The sequence below is a fragment of the Stenotrophomonas maltophilia group sp. Smal32 genome, assembly GCF_030237085.1.
GTDB classification, from domain to species: Bacteria; Pseudomonadota; Gammaproteobacteria; order Xanthomonadales; family Xanthomonadaceae; genus Stenotrophomonas; species Stenotrophomonas maltophilia_Q.
This window is the reverse complement of record NZ_JASJSI010000021.1, coordinates 28,287-48,005: the sequence shown is the minus strand read 5'-3', so window position 1 is coordinate 48,005 and position 19,719 is coordinate 28,287. Positions and strand designations below refer to the sequence as shown.

Sequence of the window (19,719 nt, the reverse complement as noted above, 5' to 3'; positions counted from 1 at the left end):
TTATCAATGCAGGGGCGTCGCCAAGAGGCCCAAGGCACCAGGTTTTGATCCTGGCATTCGTAGGTTCGAATCCTACCGCCCCTGCCAATAGCGGCTGTGTCCGCGCCTTCCAGCGCATCGCCCGCGCGGGACGTGGATACAACCGCGGTGTTGTCAGCAGCAAGGGTCCATCGGGGTCCTTGCCGACTCCGGATCCCCGCCACTCGTCCCCGCCCGAGACAATCATGATGCAAGAGTCCCCGAACCTGCTGGTCTTTTCCGGCAACGCCAACAAACGTCTGGCGCAGAACATCTGCAAGGAACTGGGGGTTCGCCCGGGCAAGGCGCTGGTCTCGCACTTCTCCGATGGTGAAGTGCAGGTGGAGATCGAGGAGAACGTCCGCAAGCAGGACGTGTTCGTGATCCAGCCGACCTGCGCGCCGAGCGCGGAAAACCTGATGGAACTGCTGGTGCTGATCGACGCGCTCAAGCGCGCATCGGTGGCCAGCGTGACCGCCGTGGTGCCGTACTTCGGCTACTCGCGCCAGGATCGCCGCATGCGTTCCTCGCGCGTGCCGATCACCGCCAAGCTGGCGGCCAAGATGTTCAGCACCGCTGGCGCTGATCGCGTGCTGACCGTCGACCTGCACGCCGACCAGATCCAGGGCTTCTTCGATATTCCGGTGGACAACGTGTATGCGTCCCCGCTGCTGCTGGCCGACATCTGGCGCGCCTACGGCACCGAGAACCTGATCGTTGTGTCGCCGGACGTGGGCGGCGTGGTCCGCGCCCGTGCGGTGGCAAAGCGCCTGGATGACGCCGACCTGGCGATCATCGACAAGCGCCGCCCGCGTGCCAACGTCTCCACCGTGATGAACATCATCGGTGACGTCGAAGGCAAGACCTGCGTGATGGTCGATGACATTGTCGATACCGCCGGCACCCTGTGCGCCGCTGCCGCTGCCCTGAAGGCGCGCGGTGCGCTCAAGGTCGCCGCCTACTGCACCCACGCGGTGCTGTCGGGCCCGGCAGTGGACAACATCACCAATTCCCAGCTCGACGAGCTGGTGGTGACCGACACCATCCCGCTGAAGGACGCCGCGCGGGTGTGCAGCAAGATCCGCCAGCTGAGCGTGGCGGAAATGCTGGCCGAAACGATGCGCCGCATCGCCTTCGGCGAGTCGGTCAGCTCGCTGTACGTCGATTGAGTTTTTCGCCCTCGCCGGCAACGGTGGGGGCATACCCCGGGTGCTTCTGGTCGCGGAAGCATCTTCAACCGCCAAGCCGCAAGGCGCGGCAACAACCTGAGTAGTCGAAAATGTCGAAGACCCATGAAATCAAGGTCACCAAGCGTGAACTGCAGCGTAAGGGTGCGAGCCGCCGCCTGCGTCACGCTGGTGTGATCCCGGCCATCGTGTACGGCGGCAACGCCGAGCCGGTCGCCATCAGCCTGGACCACAACGAAATCTGGCTGGCCCAGCAGAACGAGTGGTTCTATGCCTCGATCCTGGACCTGAACCTGGACGGCCAGGTGCAGAAGGTTCTTCTGCGTGACATGCAGCGCCACCCGTACAAGCAGCTGATCATGCACCTGGACTTCCAGCGCGTGAACGAGAACGAAGCCCTGACCGCTTCGGTCCCGCTGCACTTCATCAACGAAGACACCTCGCCGGCCGGCAAGGCTGCCGACGTCGTGGTCACCCACGAACTGAAGGAAGTGACCATCACCTGCCTGCCGAAGGACCTGCCGGAGTCGATCGAAGTCGACCTGGGCGAGCTGAAGGCCGGTGACGTGGTGTACCTGTCCAACATCAAGCTGCCGAAGGGCGTGGAAATCCCGGCCCTGGCGCTGGGCAAGGACCACGACGACGCCATCGTCACCGCCAAGGCCGGCAAGGCCGACGCGGCTGACGAAGAAGCGGCTGCCGCCGAGTAATACCGCTACGGTGCCTGCCTCCGGGCAGGCACCGTACTGGAAGGAACCATGGCAGGACTGCGACTGATCGTCGGTCTGGGCAATCCCGGATCGGAACACGCCCGGACCCGGCACAATGCCGGGTTTCATTTCGTTGAGGCCCTGGCGGAAAAAGCCGGCGCGCGATGGAATGTGGACAGCAAGCTGTTCGGCGAGACCGCCAAGGTCGAGATCGCCGGTCAGACGGTGTGGCTGCTCAAGCCCGCCACCTTCATGAACCTCAGTGGCAAGTCGGTCACCGCCGCGCAGCGGTTCTGGAAGATCGAGCCGGAAGAGACCCTGCTGGCCCACGACGAACTGGACCTGGCGCCCGGCGTGGCGCGGCTGAAGTTCGACGGCGGCCACGGCGGCCAGAACGGCCTGCGCGACACCATCCGCCTGCTCGGTCACGGCAGGTTCCATCGCCTGCGCGTGGGCATCGGCCATCCCGGCCACAAGGACCGCGTGGTGGGTTGGGTGCTTGGCCGCCCGTCCAAGGACGACGACGTGCTGATCGCGCGTGCCATCGACGATGCGATCGACGTGATGCCGCTGGCGGTACAGGGCGATTTCAGCGAAGCGATGAAGCGCCTGCACACTCCGAAGTAACCGGCTTTGGGTAGGTGCCAACCTTCCCGATTCCGGTGTGTGCCAACCTTGGTTGGCACACAATGATCGACACCGAGATGGATTGGCCAAGCAGCGCGCGCGCTGTTTCACCAATCACTTTCACCCCAGAGAGCTGTCACCCATGGGTATCAAATGCGGCATCGTCGGCCTGCCCAACGTCGGCAAGTCGACCCTGTTCAATGCGCTGACCAAGGCGGGTATCGCCGCGGCGAACTTCCCGTTCTGCACCATCGAACCGAACGTCGGCATCGTGCCGGTGCCGGATCCGCGCCTGGGCGAACTGGCAGGCATCATCAACCCGCAGAAGGTCATTCCGACCGCGGTCGAGTTCGTCGACATCGCCGGCCTGGTGGCCGGTGCCGCCAGCGGTGAAGGCCTGGGCAACAAGTTCCTGGCGCACATCCGCGAAGTCGATGCGATCACCCACGTGGTGCGCTGCTTCGAGCACGGCGACATCGTGCACGTGGCCGGCAAGGTCGACCCGATCTCGGACATCGAAACCATCGACACCGAGCTGGCGCTGGCCGACCTGGACAGCGTCGAGAAGGCGCTGAACCGTGCCGAGCGTGCTGCCAAGGGCGGCGACAAGGATGCAGCGGCGCGCAAGCCGGTGCTGGCCAAGCTGCAGGCCGCGCTGTCGGACGGAAAGGCTGGTCGCTCGGTGGGCCTGGACGAAGAAGAGAAGGCGCTGGTCCGTGACCTGTTCCTGCTGACCCTGAAGCCGGTGATGTACATCGCCAACGTGCTGGAAGACGGTTTCGAGAACAACCCGCACCTGGAAGCCGTGCGCGCGCACGCCGCAGCCGAAGGCGCGCAGGTGGTGCCGGTGTCGGCCGCGATCGAAGAAGAGCTGTCGCAGCTCGACGACGAAGACCGAGACACCTTCCTGGCCGACCTGGGCCTGAGCGAGCCAGGCCTGAACCGCGTGATCAACGCGGCCTACAGCCTGCTGGGCCTGCAGACCTACTTCACCGCCGGCGTGAAGGAAGTCCGCGCGTGGACCGTGCGCAAGGGCGCCACCGCTCCGCAGGCTGCCGCGGTCATCCACACGGACTTCGAGAAGGGCTTCATCCGCGCGGAGACCATCGCGTATGACGACTTCATCAAGTACAAGGGCGAAGCGGGCGCCAAGGAAGCCGGTCGCCTGCGCCTGGAAGGCAAGGAATACCGCGTGCAGGAAGGCGACATCCTGCACTTCCGCTTCAACGTCTGATCCAGCGGTAACGGATCGACCCCGAGCGCCCCGCCTTGTGCGGGGCGTTCGCGTTTCCGCAGGTGGATAAAAAAACACCACGCTGCGAAACGCTTGCGCTGTGACGCTTGCCGGCACTTGTCCACAGCAAACTCCCATCGCTTTCCACGTCGGGTGTGGAAAACCCCGTATCGCTGTAGAGCCGAGCCCATGCTCGGCTGATGCCAGCTGGAGCCGAGCGTGGGCTCGGCTCTACAAGGGGCTTGTCCGCGCGACCTGGACAAAATTTCACCGCGCTTCGAAACGCCTGCGCTGCAGTGCTCGCACCCACTTGTCCACATCAAGTTCCCATCGCTCTCCACGTATCGTGTGGAAAACAATCGGGGCCGTGGACAAAAAATAGCCGCGCCCGGAAACGCCTGCGGCGGAATGCTTCCGCCCACTTGTCCACACCAAGTTCCCATCGCTTTCCACGTGCAGTGTGGAAAACCCGCGTGGACCGCTCCGGTAGTCGCCCACCTGGGTGGGCGCGTGGCAGATCAGTGCCCACCAAGATGGGCATCTACCAGAGCCAGGTTCCCAAACAACAAGGCCCGCCAATGGCGGGCCTTGTCGTCCACGTTCTGCAGTGCGGCGTGCCTTACAACGCGCTGCCGCCAAACTTGTGGGTGTACTGCAGGTTGATGGTGCGGCCGATGCTGTCGAACCAGGACACGTCGTAGTACGGGTAGGCGGTGTAGGTGGCGTCCTTCGGCGGCATCTTGTTGAACACGTTGACCACTGCCAGCGACAGGCGCGAATGGTCGTCGAAGCGGTACTGCACCGAGGCGTTGTAGCGGTACGTCGCCTTCACGTACGGGCTGTCGCCGCTGTCCCAGTCGAACGACTGGTCGTAGTTGTCCGAAGTCGGCAGCTTGCCCAGGCGCGAGCCGTAGACCGTGGCCGACCACGCGTCCTTCTCCCAGGTCACGCTCAGGCTGGTCTTGGTGCGCGGGATGTCGAAGCCGCTGTTGACCGCGAACTGGTCCAGGGTCGGATCGCCGGGGTAGCGCTGGAAATCGTGCTTCTTCACCCAGGTGTGGGTGCCATTGAGGATGAAGTCGCCGATGCCTGTCTGCACGCGGTAGCGCAGGCCGACATCAATGCCGGAGGTGGACTCGCGGGCAACGTTGATCGGGGCCACGCGCACGCCATACAGGCGGCCGTCGCTGGTGCGGGTGATGCGGTCGAGTGCATCCACGCAGGTCGGCGAGTTGATGTCCGCGCTGCCGAGCCGGCAGTTCGCTTCGTTGGCCAGGATGGTGCGCACATCCATGTCCTGCACCTGCTTGCGCATGTCGATGTCGAACCAGTCCACCGACAGGTCCAGGCCGATCGCCGGCGACCAGACGAAGCCAGCGCTCCACGAGGTGCTGGTTTCCGGGTCGAGCTGGCGGTTGCCGGTGCGGCTGCGGATCAGGTTGCGCTCGTAGTCGGAGCAGTCGCTGGCGCCGTCGGCACGGCAGCTGTACAGGTCCTCGGCAGTGGTCTCGTCGTTGCCGGGGCCGGCGAACACGTAGTGCAGGTCCGGTGCGCGGAACGCCGTGCCATACGAACCACGTACCAGCAGGGTGTCGATCGGGCGCCATTCCAGGCCGCCGCTCCAGGTCGCCTTGCCGATGGTGTGGCCCGAATAGCGATACTGGTCGTAACGGCCGGCCACGCTCAGGTTGACCGTCTCGTGCAGCGGCATGCGCAGCTCGGCGGCGGTCGCCCAGCGGTTGCGCGAGCCCTGGCCGTCCGAGTCCTTCCAGCTGTAGTAGTAGTACTGGGTGGCCAGGGGATCGGGATTCAGCGCGTAGGCCTGCTGGCCCACTTCCACGGTCGCGGCAAAACCGGCATCACCGCCCGGCAGGCCGAACAGCGACGAGTTGGTCAGGGTGAACGCTGCCGTCTCGGTGCGCGACTTCGGCGAATAGGTGGTGCGTGCGGCAATCGAATCGTACTCGGCGCGGGTCAGCGGCCGGTACAGCCGCGACGGGTCTGCGTTGTAGATCGGGAAGCCGTCATCGTCCACGCCCAGCTGCGGGCCCAGGAAGAGGTCATTGGCCTTGGCGGCGATGATCTGCGCCCAGCTGATCCGTGACTGGTACTGCGAGTGGCTCAGTGCCGCTTCGTAGTCCCAGTTGCCAGTCAGGTTGCCCTTGAAGCCGGTGGTCACGCTGAAGGTCTTCTGCGTGCTGCGTACCATCGCATTGCGCAGGCCGCCCATCTCCTCGGGCGAGAACTGGCGCTGCCAGAACTCGATCTCGCCGGTGGCCTGGTTGTTGAAATAGCCCGACTCATCGCCGTTGGCATCCATCCGGCCCCACTTGGTGACATCGCGCATCAGCGACATCGTGTGGTAGCCCAGCTGCACGTCGGCAAACCACTGCTGGCCATTGTCGAAGTCGTAGCTCAGCGATGCGTAGCCGTTGGCTCCACGGCGCTTGCTGAGGATGGTGCCGTAGCCGATCGACGCGTCGCTGCCGCAGTAGTAACCGTACTTCGGACGGTAGGCGCGGTAGGTGCTGCCCTGGTTCTGCCCGGCCAGGGCTTCGCAGGTGGCGGCACCCGGGTCCAGGTAGTTGTCGTCGTAGTCGGTGCGCAGGTAAGCGCGGCGCGCGATGCGCGAGCCCTCGCTGGGGCCGTCCTGGGTCGAATCCTGGATGTCGCGCTCATAGGCCCACAGCGGGGTCTGCGACTGCAGCTCGACGCTGTACACGGCGTTGAAGTTGCCGCGGCTGAAGCCGCTGGCCAGGCTCATGTCGAACGACTCGCCACCGCCTTCGCTGGTGGTGCCCACGCGCATGTCGATGGTGGTGCCGTCGGCCTTCTTCTTCAGGATGAAGTTGACCACGCCGGCGATCGCGTCCGAGCCGTAGATGGCCGAGGCGCTGCCGGTCAGCACTTCGATGCGCTCGATCATGCCCAGCGGGATGTTGGAGACGTCGGTGAAGTTGCTGCGGCCCTTGAACGGCATCGGGAAGTCGGCGATGCGGCGGCCGTTGACCAGTACCAGTGTGTGGTTCGGGCCCAGGCCGCGCAGGTCCACCTGCTGGGCGCCCGGCGAGAAGTCGGCGCCACTGGAGGACTGCTGGCTCTGCGTCTCACCGCCGTTCTGGGTCATCGCGCGCAGCACGTCCGGCACGGTGGTGAAGCCGCTGGAGCGGATCTGCTCGGCGCTGATCACCGTGATCGGGGCGGGGCCTTCCACCTGGGCACGCGGAATGCGCGAACCGGTGACCTGCACCGCGTCCAGTTGTTGAACCGAAGAGGAAGCCGGAGCCTGGGCCGCCGCGGAAGCAGCCACGCCCATCAACGCCAGCTGGATCGACCACGCCATCGCCTTTCTACGCATGAGGAATTCTCGGAAATGAAGCCGGCCCGCAGAGGAGGGGCCATGTCCCCCATTCAGATTTCCGGAATGGGCGCGCGCATTTAACGCCTTTTTCATGTCCTTGACTACTGGGTCTCTATCTGGCAAAGAGTGAAAACGCTTGCAAGTCGATTTTGTTCAGGGAGATCAAGATGCGACGCCCCCATAGCCCCTTGCGCGGACGCTTCCTCTGGCTGGCACTGCTGGTTCTGGCGTGGCCCCTTGCGGCCCTTGCAGAGGATCTGCAGGGGCCTGGCTTTGCCTATTACGAAGTGGGTGACCTGGAGGCGCCGAGGCCCGGTCCGCGCGCACCGGCGATGATGCTGATGGGCGGTGGCGAATGGGTGCCCGAGGCCTTCCAATGGTGGCTCCGGCAGGCCGGCAACGGCCGCGTGCTGATCCTGCGCGCTTCCGGTGACGATGAGCTGCAGGACCGGCTCTATCGCGAGATCGGTGGGACCACCGCGGTGCAGACCCTGGTCTTCGACAGTCGCCGCGGTGCGGACGATCCTGCCGTGTTGCGCGTGGTTGCCGCGGCCGATGCCATCTTCATCGCCGGCGGTGACCAGTCACGCTACATCCGTTTCTGGAAGGGCACCGCGCTCAACCGCGCGCTCAACGCACATGTGCGTGCAGGCAAGCCGATTGCCGGTACCAGCGCCGGACTGGCGATCCTCGGTGGCTATGCCTACGGCGCGATGGATGGTGGCAGCATCACCTCGGCCGGAGCCCTGGCGGACCCGATGGGCAGCGCGGTGACCATGGACAGTGGCTTCCTGCAGATGCCCTACCTGCAGCGCGTAGTCACCGACACCCACTTCGACAAGCGCGACCGGCTCGGTCGCCTGATCGTGTTCGTGGCGCGCGCCGCACAGGACAGTGGCGACCCCGATATCGTCGGCATCGGGGTCGACGAGGACACCGCTCTCTGCGTCGAACCGGATGGCCAGGCCCAGGTCTACAGTGCCGACGGCGAAGGCAAGGTCTGGGTGGTCAGCCCCGGGCGTGATGCGGACCGCCTGGTCGAAGGTGAGCCGTTGCGCTTCCATGCAGTGCCGGTGACGGTGGTCGCCAGCGGCAGCCGCATGCGCCTGGACGATTTCCAGGCCGAGGCCGATTACCAGGCCGTGGCCGACGTCAGCGACGGCGAGATTGAAGTCGTCCGTCAATAGCCGCGGAAGCGCCGGGCCATGCCCGGCGGCCCTGCCGCGCTGTGCCTTCCGCCGGGCATGGCCCGGCGCTGCCCGTGCATTCCAATCACTACACCTGCTGGAGACGTACCCGATGAAACTGCGCCTGGCGCTGTCCGCGCTGCTGTTCCTGCCGTTGCTCGCCCAGGCCGCACCGGCCACCTCGCCGCTGCTGGTCATCCATGGCGGCGCCGGCGTCGAGCGCAAGGACCTGTCACCGGCCGAAGAGAAGGCGGTACGTGAAGCGCTGCGGGCGGCGCTGCTGAAGGGGCATGCCGAACTGGCCGCGGGTCGCCCGGCGCTCGCTGCGGTCACCGCGGCGATCACCGTGCTGGAGGACGATCCCACCTTCAATGCCGGCAAGGGGGCGGTGTTCACCCACGACGGCCGCAACGAGCTGGATGCGGCGGTGATGGATGGCGCCACCCAGGCCGCGGGTGCGGTGGCCGGCGTGCAGCGGGTGCGCAACCCGATCCTGCTGGCGCAGGCCGTGATGCAGAAATCCAGGCACGTGATGATGGTCGGGCAGGGCGCAGAGGCGTTCGCGGTGGAACAGGGCATCACCCTGGTTGATCCGGCGTACTTCCGCACCGACAAGCGCTGGCAGCAGCTGCAGCGCGCGCTGAAGGAAGAGGCCAGCGGCCAGGCGCATGCCGACCTGGAGACCGCAAAGCACTTCGGTACCGTGGGTGCGGTCGCATTGGACGCGCAGGGGCATCTCGCGGCGGGCACCTCCACCGGCGGCATGACCAACAAGCGGTATGGACGTGTGGGTGATTCGCCGATCATCGGCGCCGGTACCTGGGCTGACGCGCGCTGCGCGGTGTCTGGCACCGGCTGGGGCGAGTACTACATCCGCAGTGCTGCCGCGCACGAGATCTGCGCACGCATGCGTTACCAGGGGCAGAGCCCGGAGCAGGCCGGCAAGGGCGTGATCAACGAGACGATCCCGCAGATGGGCGGCGATGGTGGTGCGATCGTGCTCGCCGCAGACGGAAAAATGGCCACGCCGTTCAACACCCAGGGCATGTATCGGGGCTGGATCGGCGCCGACGGAGTTCCCCATGTCGCAATTTTCGCCAGCGAGACCCTGCCGGTCCCCGGTCAATAACCTTGCGTATCAATGGGTTTGCGACAACGTGTGAAAAAGATGGAAAAAAGCGTTGACAGCCCCCCGTCCCATCAGCAGAATAAGCGGCTCACCACCACACACCGCAACGCTTCGGCGGCAACGGAATGGGGTGGTAAGGAGGGATACCCAAGCGGCCAACGGGGGCAGACTGTAAATCTGCTGGCTTACGCCTTCGGTGGTTCGAATCCACCTCCCTCCACCAGTTTCACGTTGTGACATTCCCGGCGCGGGAGTAGTTCAATGGTAGAACCTCAGCCTTCCAAGCTGATGGTGCGGGTTCGATTCCCGTCTCCCGCTCCATTGAATGAACTTTGAATATTATCGAGTTCATGTCATAATGCAAAACTCGGCTCACGTAGCTCAGTCGGTAGAGCACTTCCTTGGTAAGGAAGAGGTCGAAGGTTCGATTCCTTTCGTGAGCACCATCTTAAGCATCACCTCTCAGACGAATTCGAGATAAGCAGCCATGGCCAAGGGTAAGTTCGAGCGCACCAAGCCGCACGTCAATGTCGGCACCATCGGTCACGTCGACCACGGCAAGACCACGCTGACCGCCGCACTGACCAAGATCGGTGCCGAGCGCTTCGGTGGCGAGTTCAAGGACTACTCCTCGATCGACGCCGCTCCGGAAGAAAAGGCTCGTGGCATCACGATCTCGACCGCGCACGTCGAATACGAATCCCCGGTCCGTCACTACGCCCACGTCGATTGCCCGGGCCACGCTGACTACGTCAAGAACATGATCACCGGTGCCGCCCAGATGGACGGCGCGATCCTGGTGTGCTCGGCCGCTGACGGCCCGATGCCGCAGACCCGCGAGCACATCCTGCTGTCGCGTCAGGTCGGCGTGCCGTACATCGTCGTGTTCCTGAACAAGGCCGACATGGTTGACGACGCCGAGCTGCTCGAGCTGGTCGAGATGGAAGTGCGCGAGCTGCTGAGCAAGTACGACTTCCCGGGCGACGACACCCCGATCATCGCTGGTTCGGCCCGTCTGGCGCTGGAAGGCGACCAGAGCGACATCGGCGTGCCGGCCATCCTGAAGCTGGTCGACGCCCTGGACAGCTGGATCCCGGAGCCGGAGCGTGCGATCGACAAGCCGTTCCTGATGCCGGTGGAAGACGTGTTCTCGATCTCGGGCCGCGGCACCGTGGTGACCGGTCGTATCGAGCGCGGCGTGATCAAGGTTGGCGACGAAATCGAAATCGTCGGCATCCGTCCGGTGCAGAAGACCACCGTGACCGGCGTTGAAATGTTCCGCAAGCTGCTGGACCAGGGTCAGGCAGGCGACAACGCTGGCCTGCTGCTGCGCGGCACCAAGCGTGACGACGTCGAGCGTGGCCAGGTTCTGGCCAAGCCGGGTTCGATCAAGCCGCACACCAAGTTCGAAGGCGAAGTCTACGTCCTGTCGAAGGACGAGGGCGGCCGTCACACCCCGTTCTTCAACGGCTACCGTCCGCAGTTCTACTTCCGCACCACCGACATCACCGGCGCAGCTGCGCTGCCGGAAGGCGTCGAAATGGTGATGCCGGGTGACAACGTCAAGATGGTCGTCACCCTGATCAATCCGGTGGCAATGGACGAAGGCCTGCGCTTCGCCATCCGCGAAGGCGGCCGTACCGTCGGCGCCGGCGTGGTCTCGAAGATCATCGAGTAAGCCTGCAGTACCGGTGGTTGCATAGCGCCGCCGGTTACGCGAATGGCGGGCCGGGAACCTCGGTCCGCCTTCGCCGTCTAAGGGAAGGCAAGTTTCAAAACGTACGCCAGTAGCTCAATTGGCAGAGCAGCGGTCTCCAAAACCGCAGGTTGGGGGTTCGAGTCCCTCCTGGCGTGCCATCTGCCCACCTTATCCAGCGGCCTGGGCCGCTAAAGCAGACACAGCCTGATGAATAGCAAGATCGAACACTCCAAGGACAACTCCGCCAACGGTGGGGATATCGTCAAGTATGTCGCCGCATCGCTGCTGGTGCTGGCCGGTCTGTTCGTCTGGTTCTGGTTCTCCGCCGACTCCGGTCGCGCAACCCAGCTGGGTGCGTGGGCGGGTCAGCTGCGTGCGTTGGCGGTCGTAGTCGGTCTGGTTGGCGGTATCGGCGTGTTCATGCTGACCGGCAAGGGGCGCGACACCCGCGAATTCCTCTCCGAGTCGCGCTTCGAACTGCGCAAGGTGGTCTGGCCGACGCGCCAGGAAGCCATCCGCATGACCTGGGTCGTGATGGTGGTGGTGACCATTCTCAGTCTGTTGCTGGGTGGGTTCGATTACGTCATTCAGTGGCTGGTTCAGTTGTTCCTGAGCCGCTAAGGAGAATTGCATGAAGCGTTGGTACGTCGTTCACGCCTATTCGGGCTTCGAGAAGTCGGTGGCGCAGGCTCTGCGCGATCGCATCGTCCGTGACGGCATGGAAGAGCGCTTCGGCGATGTCCTGGTCCCGACCGAAGAAGTGGTCGAGATGCGCGCTGGCCAGAAGCGCCGTTCCGAGCGCAAGTTCTTCCCGGGTTACGTGCTGGTCCAGATCGAGACCCACGAAGAAGCCGGTATTCCGCGCATCGACAACGAAAGCTGGCACCTGGTCAAGGAAACCCCGCGCGTGATGGGCTTCATCGGCGGTACTGCCGACCGCCCGCTGCCGATCGCCGATTCCGAGGCCGAGGCCATCCTGAACCGTGTTCAGGAAGGTGTCGAGAAGCCGCGTCCGAAGGTGCTGTTCGAGCCGGGCCAGATGGTTCGTGTCACCGATGGCCCGTTCAACGATTTCAACGGTGTCGTCGAAGAAGTCAACTACGAGAAGAGCCGTCTGCGCGTCTCGGTGCTGATCTTCGGCCGTGCCACCCCGGTCGAGCTCGAGTTCGGCCAGGTCGAAAAGGCCGTCTGACCCGTCCTGTAGAGTCGAGCCATGCTCGACTCCAGGGTCTGGATGGTGTGGCAGTCGAGCATGGCTCGACTCTACAAAGGGAGCCGGGCCTTGCCCGGTTTCTTCTGTTTACGTGCCGCTTCAGGCATGTGAAGGAAAAACCTGATATAGTGCGCGGCTCCCCGCTGGGAAGCCAGCAGGACGAGGCCGCCGCAAGGTGGCCTTCAGCATGATTTCAAAACGCGATGCCGGGACGCGTGATTCCCGGTCCGATGGGGAGCCTGTTGTCGAAAGGCGCTAGCACCCGGAGAGCATACTCATGGCAAAGAAAGTTGTCGGTTACATCAAGCTGCAGGTGAAGGCCGGTCAGGCCAATCCCTCGCCGCCGGTCGGTCCTGCGCTGGGTCAGCGCGGTCTGAACATCATGGAATTCTGCAAGGCGTTCAACGCTGCCACGCAGAAGCTCGAGCCGGGCCTGCCGGTTCCGGTGATCATCACGGCCTACTCGGACCGTACGTTCACCTTCATCACCAAGAGCACCCCGGCCACCACCCTGCTGAAGAAGGCCGCTGGCATCTCGTCGGGCTCCAAGCGCCCGAACACCGAGAAGGTCGGCAAGGTCACCCGTAAGCAGCTGGAAGAGATCGCCAAGGCGAAGGAACCGGATCTGACTGCCGCCGATCTGGACGCCGCCGTGCGTACCATCGCTGGCTCTGCCCGTTCCATGGGCCTCGTGGTGGAGGGTTAATAAGATGGCACAGACCAAGCGTGAGAAGGCCATCAAGGCCGCCGTCGTTCCGGGCAAGGCATACGCCTTCGAGGACGCGATCAATATCCTGAAGAGCGCCACCAAGGCCAAGTTCGTCGAGTCGATCGACGTCGCTGTGCGCCTGGGCGTCGATGCGAAGAAGTCCGACCAGCAGGTCCGTGGCTCCACCGTGCTGCCGGCCGGTACCGGCAAGTCGGTCCGCGTCGCCGTGTTCGCTCCGGCCGGTGCCAAGGCTGATGAAGCCCTGGCCGCTGGCGCCGAAGCCGTCGGTATGGATGATCTGGCCGAGAAGATGCAGGCCGGCGATCTGAACTACGACGTCGTCATCGCAACCCCGGACGCCATGCGCGTCGTCGGTAAGCTGGGCACCGTGCTGGGCCCGCGCGGCCTGATGCCGAACCCGAAGGTCGGCACCGTTTCCCCGAACCCGGGTGAAGCCGTGAAGAACGCCAAGTCGGGTCAGGTCCGTTACCGCACCGACAAGGCCGGCATCATCCACTGCACCATCGGCAAGGCCGACTTCGCCGAAGACGCGCTGAAGTCGAACCTGACCGCGCTGCTGCTGGACCTGATCAAGGCCAAGCCGGCTACCTCGAAGGGCACCTACCTGCAGAAGGTTTCGGTCAGCTCGACGATGGGCCCGGGCGTCACCGTCGACCAGTCGTCGCTGACCCTGAAGTAATTGTTTGAAGCGGTCACGGCGCCCCTGGTGCCGTGACCGTGACATTTGAAGGCATCGCTGGCAGTGCATCGCCCGCGGTAGCCGTCAAAGACCGCAGGCGCGGTCGTGGCACTACCGGCGACGGGCACGGAAGCTCGATCTGGCAAGGAGTCGCCGCCGGAGCCGTCACGAACGCTTAATCGATTCCCCGGAATCAACCTGCGTAGATGGTGCCCTTCTGGAGTTTTTCTGGTTCACGCATGTCTGGGATTTCCCTGATTGCCTCCAGGTCTGGAACGGCCCACCCCCCGGAACATCATCCCGATGTTCCCGGCGTCCAGGACGGATGCCGCACAGGACCGCACACGGCAGGAGCCGTAAGCGGAGTTCAATAGGAGGAGTGCAATGGCTCTCAATCTGTCCCAGAAGCAAGAAGTAGTCGCCGAGCTGGCAGACGTCGCCGCCAAGGCCCACTCCTTGATCGCAGCCGAATACGCTGGCACCACGGTCGCCCAGATGACCGCGATGCGCAAGCAGGCTCGTGAAACCGGTGTTTTCTTGAAGGTTGTCAAGAACACCCTGGCTTCGCGCGCCGTTGAAGGCACCGAGTTCGCAGTCGCCCAGGACCAGATGGTTGGTCCGCTGCTGTACGCGTTCTCGCTCGAGGAGCCCGGCGCTGCCGGTCGCCTGATCAAGGAAGCCGCCAAGGGCAACGACAAGCTGAAGGCTAAGGTCGTCGCCATCGGTGGCGAAGTGTTCCCGGCAAGCCACGTCGACGTGCTGGCCTCGCTGCCGACCCGCGATCAGGCCCTGGCCATGCTGGCCCGCGTCCTGACCGAGCCGGTCACGATGTTTGCCCGCGCCATCAAGGCCGTTGGCGAGAAGCAGGGTGGTGGCGATGTCGCCGCTGACGCTGCCGAGCCGGCCGCCGAGACCGCCTGAGTTTCGACTTACCGTGGTTCCTGACGGAACCTCAACCCAGAAAATCATCCAAAGGTATTAATCATGTCCCTTACCAACGAACAGATCGTCGACGCCATCGCCGAGAAGTCCCTGATGGAAGTGATGGAGCTGGTCAAGGCCATCGAAGAGAAGTTCGGCGTCTCCGCCGCTGCTCCGGTTGCCGTGGCTGCTGCCGCTGGCCCGGCCGCTGCTGTTGAAGAGCAGACCGAGTTCACCGTCACCCTGAAGTCGGCCGGCGACAAGAAGGTCGAAGTCATCAAGGCTGTCCGCGCCATCACCGGCCTGGGCCTGAAGGAAGCGAAGGACCTGGCCGAAGCCGGTGGCGTCCTGAAGGAAGGCGCTTCGAAGGAAGACGCCGAGAAGATGAAGAAGGACCTGGAAGCTGCTGGCGCGACTGTCGAAGTCAAGTAAGCAGTTACCTTGCATCGTCACCGATTCACGGCGATGCAGCCAAGGCTGGGGGCGTAAGCCCCCGGCCTTTGGTCGTTGTTGCGGTGTTGTGGATCCACGCCATGCGTGGATGTAATCGGTAGATCCACGCCATGCGTGGATGCAAGAAGCAGCAAAAAGCCCAACACGGGCTGCAGTCAAACCCCGGCCGGCCAGCGCAGCGCGCGGCAGCAGGGGCGTGGTAGCAGACGAGTTGGCAGTTGGAAGTAGCGGGAGAAGGCGTGCTGGTGCCGGCAATACCAGCGACTTCCAACTGACAATTTCAAGTTTCCTTCTGGGTCGTGGACGCACGGCCCGCACAACAAGGTGGAAGACCTCATGACGTCCTATTCGTTCACCGAAAAAAAGCGTATCCGCAAGGATTTCGGCAAGCAGCGCTCGATTCTCGAAGTGCCGTTCCTGCTCGCCATCCAGGTGGATTCCTACCGTGAATTCCTGCAGGAAAACGTCGATCCGGCCAAGCGCACGGACCACGGCCTGCACGCTGCGCTGAAGTCGGTCTTCCCGATCGCCAGCTACAGCGGCAATGCTGCCCTGGAATACGTCGGCTACAAGCTGGGCGAGCCGGTCTTCGACGAGCGCGAGTGCCGCCAGCGTGGCATGAGCTACGGCGCCCCGCTGCGCGTGACCGTGCGCCTGGTGATCTACGACCGTGAGTCGTCGACCAAGGCCATCAAGTACGTGAAGGAGCAGGAGGTCTATCTGGGCGAAATCCCGCTGATGACCGAGAACGGCACCTTCATCGTCAACGGCACCGAGCGCGTCATCGTCTCGCAGCTGCACCGCTCGCCGGGCGTGTTCTTCGACCACGACCGTGGCAAGACCCACAGCTCGGGCAAGCTGCTGTACAGCGCCCGCATCATTCCTTACCGCGGTTCCTGGCTGGACTTCGAGTTCGACCCGAAGGACGCGCTGTTCACCCGTATCGACCGCCGCCGCAAGCTGCCGGTGTCGATCCTGCTGCGCGCGCTCGGCTACAGCAACGAAGAGATGCTGGCCGAGTTCTTCGAGATCAACACCTTCCACATCAACCCGGACGAAGGCGTCCAGCTGGAGCTGGTGCCGGAGCGCCTGCGTGGCGAGACCCTGGGCTTCGACCTGGCCGACGGCGACAAGGTCATCGTGGAAGCCGGCAAGCGCATCACCGCGCGCCACATCAAGCAGCTGGAAGCCTCGGGCATCGCTGCCCTGGCCGTGCCGGACGACTACATCGTCGGCCGCATCCTGTCGCACGACGTGGTCGATGCCTCGACCGGCGAACTGCTGGCGCAGGCCAACGACGAGATCAGCGACGAGCAGCTGCAGAACTTCCGCAAGGCCGGTGTTGATGCGGTCGGCACCCTGTGGGTGAACGACCTGGATCGTGGCCCGTACCTGTCCAACACCCTGCGCATCGACCCGACCAAGACCCAGCTGGAAGCGCTGGTCGAGATCTACCGCATGATGCGTCCGGGCGAGCCGCCGACCAAGGACGCCGCGCAGAACCTGTTCCACAACCTGTTCTTCACCTTCGAGCGCTACGACCTGTCCGCGGTCGGCCGCATGAAGTTCAACCGTCGCGTGGGCCGCAAGGAAACCACCGGCGAAGCCGTGCTGTACGACAGCAAGTACTTCGGTGAGCGCAACGACGAAGAGTCCAAGCGCCTGGTCGCCGCCCATGGCGACAGCTCCGACATCCTGGACGTGATCAAGGTCCTGACCGAGATCCGCAACGGTCGCGGCGTGGTCGACGACATCGACCACCTGGGCAACCGTCGCGTGCGTTCGGTCGGCGAAATGGCCGAGAACGTGTTCCGCGTCGGCCTGGTCCGCGTCGAGCGCGCGGTCAAGGAGCGCCTGTCGATGGCCGAGTCCGAAGGCCTGACCCCGCAGGAGCTGATCAACGCCAAGCCGGTCGCCGCTGCCATCAAGGAGTTCTTCGGCTCCTCGCAGCTGTCGCAGTTCATGGACCAGAACAACCCGCTGTCGGAAGTGACCCACAAGCGTCGCGTCTCGGCCCTGGGCCCGGGCGGTCTGACCCGTGAGCGCGCCGGCTTCGAAGTGCGCGACGTGCACCCGACCCATTACGGCCGCGTCTGCACCATCGAAACCCCGGAAGGCCCGAACATCGGCCTGATCAACTCGCTGGCCGTGTACGCCCGCACCAACCAGTACGGTTTCCTCGAGACCCCGTACCGCAAGGTCGTGGACGGCAAGGTCTATGACGAAGTCGAGTTCCTGTCGGCCATCGAAGAAAACGAGTACGTCATTGCGCAGGCCAACGCCCTGACCAATGCCGACAGCGTGCTGACCGAGCAGTTCGTTCCGTGCCGCTTCCAGGGCGAATCGCTGCTGAAGCCGCCGGCGGAAGTCCACTTCATGGACGTCTCGCCGATGCAGACCGTGTCGATCGCGGCCGCGCTGGTTCCGTTCCTGGAGCACGATGACGCGAACCGTGCACTGATGGGCGCCAACATGCAGCGTCAGGCCGTGCCGACCCTGCGTGCGCAGAAGCCGCTGGTCGGTACCGGTATCGAACGCGCCGTGGCGCGTGACTCCGGTGTGACCGTGAACGCCCGCCGTGGTGGCGAGATCGTGCAGATCGACGCGGCCCGCATCGTGGTCAAGGTCAACGAGGAAGAGATCGTTGGCGCCACCGACGCAGGCGTGGACATCTACAACCTGGTCAAGTACACCCGTTCGAACCAGAACACCTGCATCAACCAGCGTCCGCTGGTCCAGGTGGGTGACGTCATCGCCCGCGGCGACGTGCTGGCCGACGGTCCGTCCACCGACATCGGCGAACTGGCCCTGGGCCAGAACATGCTGATCGCGTTCATGCCGTGGAACGGCTACAACTTCGAAGACTCCATCCTGCTCTCCGAGCGCGTGGTGGAAGAGGATCGTTACACCACGATCCACATCGAAGAGCTGACCTGCGTCGCGCGTGACACCAAGCTGGGGCCGGAGGAAATCTCCGCCGACATCCCGAACGTCTCCGAGCAGGCGCTGAACCGCCTGGACGAGAGCGGCGTGGTGTACATCGGTGCCGAAGTCCGCGCCGGCGACATCATGGTCGGCAAGGTCACCCCGAAGGGCGAAAGCCAGCTGACCCCGGAAGAGAAGCTGCTGCGCGCGATCTTCGGCGAGAAGGCTTCGGACGTGAAGGACAGCTCGCTGCGCGTTCCGCCGGGCATGGACGGCACCGTCATCGACGTGCAGGTCTTCACCCGCGACGGCATCGAGAAGGACAAGCGCGCCCGCCAGATCGAAGAATCTGAAATCAAGCGCGTCAAGAAGGACTTCGACGACCAGTTCCGCATCCTGGAAGCCGCCATCTACATGCGTCTGCGTTCGCAGATCGTGGGCAAGGTGGTCAACGGTGGCGCTGGCCTGAAGAAGGGTGACGTGATCACCGACGCCTTCCTGGACGGCCTGAAGAAGGCTGACTGGTTCGCCCTGCGCATGAAGGACGAAGACGCTTCGGAAGCCATCGAGCGCGCGCAGAAGCAGATCCAGGCGCACGAGAAGGAATTCGAGCGTCGCTTCGCCGACAAGCGCGGCAAGATCACCGCCGGCGACGACCTCGCCCCGGGCGTGCTGAAGATGGTCAAGGTGTTCCTGGCCGTGAAGCGCCGCATCCAGCCGGGCGACAAGATGGCAGGCCGCCACGGCAACAAGGGTGTGGTCTCCAACGTGGTGCCGGTCGAGGACATGCCGTACATGGCCTCGGGCGAGACCGTCGACATCGTGCTGAACCCGCTGGGCGTGCCGTCGCGTATGAACATCGGCCAGATTCTGGAAGTGCACCTGGGCTGGGCGGCCAAGGGTCTGGGTCGCAAGATCCAGGCGATGATGGAAGCCCAGGCCGCCGTTGCCGACCTGCGCAAGTTCCTGGACGACATCTACAACCACGACGACACCAACGTGGCCAACCGTGTCGACCTGTCGCAGTTCAGCGACGAGGAACTGCTGCGCCTGGCCCGCAACCTGACCGACGGCGTGCCGATGGCCACCCCGGTGTTCGACGGCGCCACCGAAGCGGAAATCAAGCGCATGCTGGAACTGGCCGACCTGCCGAGCAGTGGCCAGACCCAGCTGTACGACGGCCGCACCGGTGAAGCGTTCGATCGCCACACCACCGTTGGTTACATGCACTACCTGAAGCTGAACCACCTGGTCGACGACAAGATGCACGCCCGTTCGACCGGTCCGTACTCGCTCGTTACCCAGCAGCCGCTGGGCGGCAAGGCGCAGTTCGGCGGCCAGCGCTTCGGTGAAATGGAAGTCTGGGCGCTGGAAGCCTACGGCGCGGCCTACACCCTGCAGGAAATGCTGACGGTGAAGTCCGATGACGTGCAGGGCCGCAACCAGATGTACAAGAACATCGTCGACGGTGAGCACGAGATGGTCGCGGGCATGCCGGAATCCTTCAACGTGCTCGTGAAGGAAATCCGCTCGCTGGCCATCAACATGGAACTGGAAGACAACTGATCCATGCCGGCGCGGCGGCCTCAACCGCCGCGCCGCTGGCAGTCAACTGAAAGCCCATCGACACAGCATTCCTCCTTCTG

15 protein-coding genes and 5 tRNA genes are annotated in these 19,719 nt (G+C 64.2%); 19 read left to right on the top strand and 1 reads right to left on the bottom strand.

Going from position 1 to position 19,719, the window contains the following annotated elements; all coding sequences use genetic code 11:
• Positions 1–10: 10 nt before the first annotated feature.
• The 5 genes from QRO91_RS07595 to ychF all read left to right on the top strand — a co-directional run bounded on the left by QRO91_RS07595 (position 11) and on the right by ychF (position 3,776).
• Positions 11–87 (top strand) — tRNA-Gln (locus QRO91_RS07595).
• A 140-nt stretch (positions 88–227) separates the two neighbouring features.
• A complete protein-coding gene (locus tag QRO91_RS07590; protein WP_005415400.1) occupies positions 228–1,187 on the top strand; it encodes a ribose-phosphate diphosphokinase in 960 nt (319 codons plus the stop codon).
• A 110-nt stretch (positions 1,188–1,297) separates the two neighbouring features.
• Positions 1,298–1,915 (top strand): 50S ribosomal protein L25/general stress protein Ctc, encoded by a 618-nt coding sequence (locus QRO91_RS07585; RefSeq protein ID WP_014036085.1) that lies wholly within the window; start codon positions 1,298–1,300, stop codon positions 1,913–1,915.
• A 48-nt stretch (positions 1,916–1,963) separates the two neighbouring features.
• Positions 1,964–2,542 carry an aminoacyl-tRNA hydrolase gene (gene pth, locus QRO91_RS07580; RefSeq protein ID WP_049432729.1) on the top strand — a complete coding sequence of 193 codons (579 nt, stop codon included), beginning with the start codon at positions 1,964–1,966 and terminating at the stop codon, positions 2,540–2,542.
• Positions 2,543–2,684: 142 nt separating this feature from the next.
• Positions 2,685–3,776, top strand: a complete 1,092-nt coding sequence (gene ychF / locus QRO91_RS07575; protein ID WP_049432727.1) for a redox-regulated ATPase YchF — start codon at positions 2,685–2,687, stop codon at positions 3,774–3,776.
• Between the two features lie 619 nt (positions 3,777–4,395).
• Here the strand turns inward: ychF and QRO91_RS07570 are convergent.
• The gene (locus QRO91_RS07570; RefSeq protein ID WP_049432724.1) at positions 4,396–7,134 is read right to left on the bottom strand and encodes a TonB-dependent siderophore receptor; all 2,739 of its coding nucleotides are present in this window, start codon (positions 7,132–7,134) and stop codon (positions 4,396–4,398) included.
• Between the two features lie 170 nt (positions 7,135–7,304).
• Here QRO91_RS07570 and QRO91_RS07565 point away from each other — a divergent pair, with 170 nt between their 5' ends.
• From QRO91_RS07565 to rpoB, 14 genes are all read left to right on the top strand, one after another.
• Positions 7,305–8,324, top strand: coding sequence for a cyanophycinase (locus QRO91_RS07565; RefSeq protein ID WP_049432749.1), 1,020 nt, complete (start codon positions 7,305–7,307; stop codon positions 8,322–8,324).
• Between the two features lie 112 nt (positions 8,325–8,436).
• Positions 8,437–9,453, top strand: a complete 1,017-nt coding sequence (locus QRO91_RS07560) for an isoaspartyl peptidase/L-asparaginase family protein (RefSeq protein ID WP_049432722.1) — start codon at positions 8,437–8,439, stop codon at positions 9,451–9,453.
• A gap of 137 nt (positions 9,454–9,590) precedes the next feature.
• Positions 9,591–9,676, top strand: a tRNA-Tyr gene (locus tag QRO91_RS07555).
• A 24-nt stretch (positions 9,677–9,700) separates the two neighbouring features.
• Positions 9,701–9,774 (top strand) — tRNA-Gly (locus QRO91_RS07550).
• A gap of 49 nt (positions 9,775–9,823) precedes the next feature.
• Positions 9,824–9,899 (top strand) — tRNA-Thr (locus tag QRO91_RS07545).
• Positions 9,900–9,940: 41 nt separating this feature from the next.
• On the top strand, positions 9,941–11,131 hold the full coding sequence (gene tuf, locus QRO91_RS07540; RefSeq protein WP_004154360.1) for an elongation factor Tu: 1,191 nt from the start codon (positions 9,941–9,943) through the stop codon (positions 11,129–11,131).
• A 103-nt stretch (positions 11,132–11,234) separates the two neighbouring features.
• Positions 11,235–11,310, top strand: a tRNA-Trp gene (locus tag QRO91_RS07535).
• Between the two features lie 49 nt (positions 11,311–11,359).
• A complete protein-coding gene (gene secE, locus QRO91_RS07530; RefSeq protein ID WP_005408202.1) occupies positions 11,360–11,773 on the top strand; it encodes a preprotein translocase subunit SecE in 414 nt (137 codons plus the stop codon).
• 10 nt (positions 11,774–11,783) lie between these two features.
• Entirely contained in the window at positions 11,784–12,344 is a 561-nt protein-coding gene (gene nusG, locus QRO91_RS07525) for a transcription termination/antitermination protein NusG (RefSeq protein ID WP_004154362.1), read from the top strand.
• A 298-nt stretch (positions 12,345–12,642) separates the two neighbouring features.
• Positions 12,643–13,071 (top strand): 50S ribosomal protein L11, encoded by a 429-nt coding sequence (rplK, locus tag QRO91_RS07520; protein WP_004145248.1) that lies wholly within the window; start codon positions 12,643–12,645, stop codon positions 13,069–13,071.
• A gap of 4 nt (positions 13,072–13,075) precedes the next feature.
• A complete protein-coding gene (gene rplA, locus QRO91_RS07515; protein ID WP_004154350.1) occupies positions 13,076–13,774 on the top strand; it encodes a 50S ribosomal protein L1 in 699 nt (232 codons plus the stop codon).
• Positions 13,775–14,158: 384 nt separating this feature from the next.
• Positions 14,159–14,695: a 50S ribosomal protein L10 gene (gene rplJ, locus QRO91_RS07510; protein ID WP_005408203.1), complete on the top strand. Its 537-nt coding sequence runs from the start codon at positions 14,159–14,161 to the stop codon at positions 14,693–14,695.
• Between the two features lie 63 nt (positions 14,696–14,758).
• Complete coding sequence (gene rplL, locus QRO91_RS07505; protein ID WP_005408204.1) at positions 14,759–15,127, top strand: 50S ribosomal protein L7/L12; 369 nt, start codon at positions 14,759–14,761, stop codon at positions 15,125–15,127.
• A 357-nt stretch (positions 15,128–15,484) separates the two neighbouring features.
• Positions 15,485–19,639, top strand: coding sequence for a DNA-directed RNA polymerase subunit beta (gene rpoB, locus QRO91_RS07500; RefSeq protein WP_049432754.1), 4,155 nt, complete (start codon positions 15,485–15,487; stop codon positions 19,637–19,639).
• Positions 19,640–19,719: the final 80 nt, after the last annotated feature.